The 5,236-nt window shown below is 58.2% G+C and carries 5 protein-coding genes and 1 pseudogene; 5 read left to right on the forward strand and 1 reads right to left on the reverse strand.

Translation table 11 applies throughout. From position 1 onward, the window contains the following. Positions 1-699 (reverse strand): hypothetical protein (locus NUW23_09695; GenBank protein ID MCR4426446.1); only part of this gene is annotated, 699 nt, incomplete at its 3' end. Between the two features lie 664 nt (positions 700-1,363). On the opposite strand from NUW23_09695, the gene rsgA reads away from it, so the two are divergent. The 5 genes and pseudogenes from rsgA to NUW23_09720 form a co-directional block, all read left to right on the forward strand. Continuing rightward, entirely contained in the window at positions 1,364-2,311 is a 948-nt protein-coding gene (rsgA, locus tag NUW23_09700; GenBank protein ID MCR4426447.1) for a ribosome small subunit-dependent GTPase A, read from the forward strand. A gap of 2 nt (positions 2,312-2,313) precedes the next feature. Continuing rightward, positions 2,314-3,138 (forward strand): ABC-2 family transporter protein, encoded by an 825-nt coding sequence (locus tag NUW23_09705; GenBank protein MCR4426448.1) that lies wholly within the window; start codon positions 2,314-2,316, stop codon positions 3,136-3,138. Continuing rightward, positions 3,138-3,952: pseudogene (locus tag NUW23_09710) on the forward strand (ABC-2 family transporter protein). Before NUW23_09705 ends, NUW23_09710 begins: the two are co-directional and overlap by 1 nt. 41 nt (positions 3,953-3,993) lie before the next feature. Next, positions 3,994-4,989, forward strand: a complete 996-nt coding sequence (locus NUW23_09715) for an ATP-binding cassette domain-containing protein (protein ID MCR4426449.1) — start codon at positions 3,994-3,996, stop codon at positions 4,987-4,989. A 59-nt stretch (positions 4,990-5,048) separates the two neighbouring features. Further along, a partial coding sequence (locus NUW23_09720) for a hypothetical protein (protein ID MCR4426450.1) occupies positions 5,049-5,236 on the forward strand: 188 nt, incomplete at its 3' end.

The raw sequence follows: 5,236 nt of genomic DNA on the forward strand, positions 1-5,236 counted from the left end.
TTGCTGGACCGTCTTGAGCCAGGCTGGAGGCGTTGCATTGGACCATGGGAAAGACACATCACGTATGCTGACCAATTGGACATGGGTGAGCATTCCCGTGGTCCCTGGTTTGAGATCTCCGGTGACTGCTCCTTGAGGCCGCACAGCTGACGTACCACCGCAGTATAGCAGGACTCCTGTTTCGAGATCGTATACCTGTGTATATGATGATTCTTCTTGTTGAGAATGGAATCGAATGGAGTTGTATGTCTTCTGGCCGAGGGTATAGGGCATCCTCACAACGCGCAATGGTGGTTGGTAAGACTCCGGTATGCGCGCCAGGTACTGGGGGTTGGCCCAGATCTCATCCACGACACCAGGCAGGCCGATGATAGAGGACCTGTCGGATACTGACAACATTGGCTGCCGGCCATACAGAGTGAGAATGCTGAATAGGCGTGTGCGAAGGACTACTCTGCCCGGCTCGAGAGACTCCACGTCTACCTGAAGATACGCCTGGCCCCCTCCACCCGGGCCTGTGACGTCCTCTTTTCGATAGCGGTTACCATACTGATCCACAAATGCGCCATCTTGATCACGGTAGTAGAGCTCCCTGTCTTCAGGGACCCGTGCCGAAGCCACGTAGTATGTGAGGCGCTTGCCCACGGATACCCAATTGGGTGCGGGTGTGCGTGCAATGTCAGGGTACAGCGTCTGCACTAGACCTCCCTGTGCAGATACAGGAGCGCATAGTGCCAAGCATATCAGAAAACATGCTGGAGGCAGCCACCGTCTCATCACTATCATCCCCCTGCACATGTTATGCTGGTTGCTCAGAGCATCAGTCTGTTACCAGTATATGCAATAGATGGATGGGAATCAACGGAACTCCGGAGACGGTTACGGACTGAAGACGCACAGCCTAAGTAACGTTCCATGAGATCGTTGGTTTTTGCCATTTAGATGAGAGCGTGGATGGGGTATTGGCATCCCCCGCCGCCCGATGATAGGATACAGACGGTCTTAGAGCAATCATTTTCCTGAGGGGAGGTGGGTTTTGTGATAATCACACGCGCGGCGGCCAGTGTGGCTGCAGCCCAGATGAACCCTACCTGCCTCAGGTTCGGGGGCGTGTAGCTCATAGCAGGCATCCGCGCAGGTACCGTGATGAGCTACTAGGATGTGCCCGGGAAAGCGGGTCTTTTCTATGTCTGCGCCCGAGTTGCATGAGCCGTGGGTAGGATCGCAGGATCGTGTCCACGGCCTTTTCATGTACCGAAGACATCAAACGCCTGCCCGCGCGCGACTGAAGGTGTGTCGGATTCCCACCGATGGCTGGCAGGCCACGGGCTCGCCCGGGCGGAGATATAGGAGGATTCCACAATTGGCTGATTCCAGGATTACGAGACTCGCTGACGGATTAGTGGTCCAGGCTGGAAGCGGAGTATTTGACGTCCCGGCCGACCTCGGAATGATCGTCTGTACGATCAGGGGGCGTTCCCGTCTAGGCCGTGACGCCTCCCGGAGTCTGCGTGGACTGAGTGATCATGCGCTGGTTCCTGTCGTCGGGGACCGGACTCTGGTCACCATCTTCGACCGGGAAACTGGAGTGATCGAGGCGATCTTGCCGAGACACAACCGGTTCAGCCGCAAGGTCGCAGGACGCCGGCACGATGAGCGGATAATCGCAGCCAATATCGACCAGGTCGTCGTGGTGTTTGCCGCGGCCGAGCCCTCTGTCCGGGAGACCGCGCTAACCCGGTATCTGGCTGTGGCGGAACACTCCGGGGTTCCGGCAGTGGTATGCATTAACAAGACCGATCTTGTGCCGCGAGGATCCCTGGAACAGGTTGCCGGAGCTTATGAGAGCCTGGGCTACGCGGTAATTCTCGCCTCGACTCGGACCCAGAAAGGCATAGGCGAGCTCACAGCCCTGTTGATGAACAAGATCTCGGTTGTAGTAGGCCCTTCGGGGGTAGGCAAGTCGTTGCTGCTCAATGCGGTTCAGCCGGGGCTGGGACTTGCCGTGGGTGATGTCAGCAAGTCCACGGGCAAGGGAAAGCATACGACCACTTCTTCCAGGCTCTATCCGTTGGACTCGGGAGGCTTCGTCGCTGACACCGCAGGGATGCGAGAGTTCGGTTTCTGGGATATCCCCGAGGACGAGCTTACGTGGTGTTTTCGGGAAATGGGGCCTTTCCTGGGCAGATGCCGTTTTGCCGACTGCACCCATGTCACGGAGCCTGGGTGCGCAATTCGGGGGGCGGTATCAGAAGGCGCGATCTCAGAGAACCGGTACCGCCACTGTTTCCGACTCCGAGTGGAGGGATAGGCGTGATAGACATCAAGCCCAGCCTTTCGAGGGCGCGAGCATACGTGGGCATGGGGTTCCAGGATGCCGTAGAGCACCGGGCGGACTACCTGTTTCAGAGCATGACTTCTCTCTTCCCGTTGCTTGCGGACGCCCTGGTGTGGGTGGCTTTGTTTCGAGCGACGGCGGGCGGGACGGTAGGAGACTACGACCTTCCGCGTCTCCTCGGTTACGTGGTGGCCGCAAAGATGGCCTTGGCCATAGTCAGAAGCGACGGGGCGGACCTCGGGATCGCGCAGGAGATCCGCGATGGGACTCTATCAGCTCACTTGCTCAGGCCGGTCTCCAGTCTCGCCAGGCGGTTCTGGGTGTTAGCCAGCAAGAAAGCCGCACGCGTGTCATGGACTGTCTTGATCTACTCGGTGGTCTTCGCCCTCTTTCCGATGAGGCTGGGAGTGGCGTTGACAGGATGGCGCATAGGAGCCTTCGCGCTGTCCCTTGTGCTCGGGACGGGGCCTGCGTTTTTCACCGACTACCTGACCGGAACGAGTTCCTTTTTGCTTCTAGAGATCTCAGCAGTGTTCTTCGTCAAGAACTGGGTGGTGGCGTTCCTGGCGGGAGAGATGATCCCGGTCGATCTCCTCCCGGGGTGGCTTGAGGGTGTGGCCCGGGCGCTGCCATTCAGATACCTGGTATACTTCCCGGCGCGCATACTTGTTGGGATGGCTTCCGGAGCAGAAATCTGGGCTGGCCTGATCGCTCAGGGGATATGGGTTCCGGGTCTTTCAGCGGCCGTCGGGATTGCCTGGAACAGGGGCGTGCGCCGGAACGAGGCGGTGGGAAGCTGATGTGGTCACAGATTACGCCCCGCGCCGCGGGGCTGAAGAGGTACATTCGCATACACGTGGCGTTCGTCGAGAACTGCCTCGCCAGGGAGACGGAGTTCAACATCCACTTCTTCACGCTTGTGTCCGCCGACGCGTTTATCATTCTTACATGGCTTGCGCTGTTCTCCGTCATCTACTCCAGGGTGGACGCAATCGGGGGATGGACCCGGGAGGAGACCATGTTTTTCTTGGGCACATTTGCCCTCGTAGATTGCCTCAACATGATAGTGTTCATGCATAACACCCTGAGATTGCCGGAGTACGTGAGAACGGGAGGACTGGACACGATCCTGACTCGCCCGATGGACTCCCAGGTATACGTGATGACAAGATACCTGCACTTCGGTCACATCAGCGAGGCGGTCGCGGGCTTGCCCTTTTGGCCTACTCGTGGCGGGCCCTCGGGCTCACAGTATCGATCCTGCAATTGGCACTCTTCATTCTGATGGGGCTGAACGGAGCCGTGATCATGGGGCTCTTGTTCTTCATCATGGCCGAGCCTTGCCTTTGGATGATCCGGACGGAAGGGTTCATGAGGCTTGAAGAGATGTTCCACTTGGCCACGAGGCCGGACGGGATCTACGGAAGGACGGTCCGGCTCATCCTGACCGCGATCCCCTTGACCGTGACTGCGAGTTTTCCAGCTAGGCTCATGGTCAAGACGATATCCCTGTGGGAGATCGGGTGGTCGTTTGCATCCGTGATCATCCTGGCGGCCGTCAGTAGGAAGCTGTGGATCTACGGACTTAGAAGATACGAGAGCGCGAGCAGCTGAGTCACTCTGCGGATGGAGGAGTCAAAGTGGGAAGCAGTGTTATAGAAGTCGAGGCCCTGCGCCGTGTGTTCCGAAGGCACGAGCACAGGTTTGGGCTTGCGGGGGCGGTGGAAAGCCTCGTAAACCGCAGGCACATAGATAAAGTGGCGGTCGGGGGGATTTCGTTTTCGGTGTCGGAAGGAGAGATGGTTGGGTTTCTCGGCCCGAACGGGGCTGGGAAGACTACAACCCTGAAGATGTTGTCCGGCCTGATTCACCCGACATCCGGGGACGCAAGGGTCCTGGGGTTCTCCCCGTGGGAGAGGCGTTCAGCGTTCCTCAAGCAAATATCGTTGGTAATGGGACAGAAGAATCAGCTCTGGTGGGACCTGCCCGCCATGGAGTCATTCGAGCTGAACGCCGAGATCTACGACATTCCCCGTAAGGCCTTCAGCAAGACTCTGTCGGAGCTTACTTCGTTGCTCGGCGTGGAAGGTCTGCCGAACGTGCAGGTCAGAAGGCTCTCGTTGGGAGAGCGGATGAAAATGGAATTGATCGGGGCTCTCCTGCATCGCCCGAAGATCCTGTTTCTCGATGAGCCCACAATCGGGCTGGATGTCGTGGAGCAGAAGCGATTCCACGAGTTCATACGCGAGTACAACCGGACTTACGGGACGACGGTCATCCTTACAAGCCACTACATGGGAGATGTTCACGCACTCTGCGAGCGGCGTGTTGTCATCAGGGACGGCAAGCTGATCTACGACGGGAGGACTGATAGCATCTCCTCAGAACTGGCTGGTTACCGTCTTCTCCGGGCCACCTTCTCTCAACAGGTCGACACCTGTGCTTTGGATCGCCTCGGCGAGGTTGTGAGCAACGGGGGATACACAGCAACCCTGAGGATCCCAGTGAGCGATGTAACTCGCGTGTCCACCACCATGCTTGCGAGCCTTCCGGTGCAGGATTTCACTATGGAAGAAGTCCCGCTTGAAGAGATCATGAGTGAGGTGTTCGTCAAGGGTACGGGAGTCCCCAGTCACCCGGCCAACTCATAGCAGGGAGAATTCTCCCGTATATCGAAACACGCAGGGTATCGAAGAAGGAGTGGATGACTATGTCTCACATACCCGTCTCAACCAGGGAATGGACTGCCCCGGGTGGTGCGCCAGACCTCGTTCTCTACAACGGCAAGGTGATTACCGTGGACTCGGAGTTCACCCTGGCGGAGGCGGTCGCGGTTCGCGGGGAGCGGATAGTGGCGGTGGGATCGGACTCGAGCGTGCTCGCGCTCGCCGGTCCCAA

The organism is Bacillota bacterium (assembly GCA_024655925.1).
Classification (GTDB): domain Bacteria; phylum Bacillota; class DTU025; order DTU025; family JANLFS01; genus JANLFS01.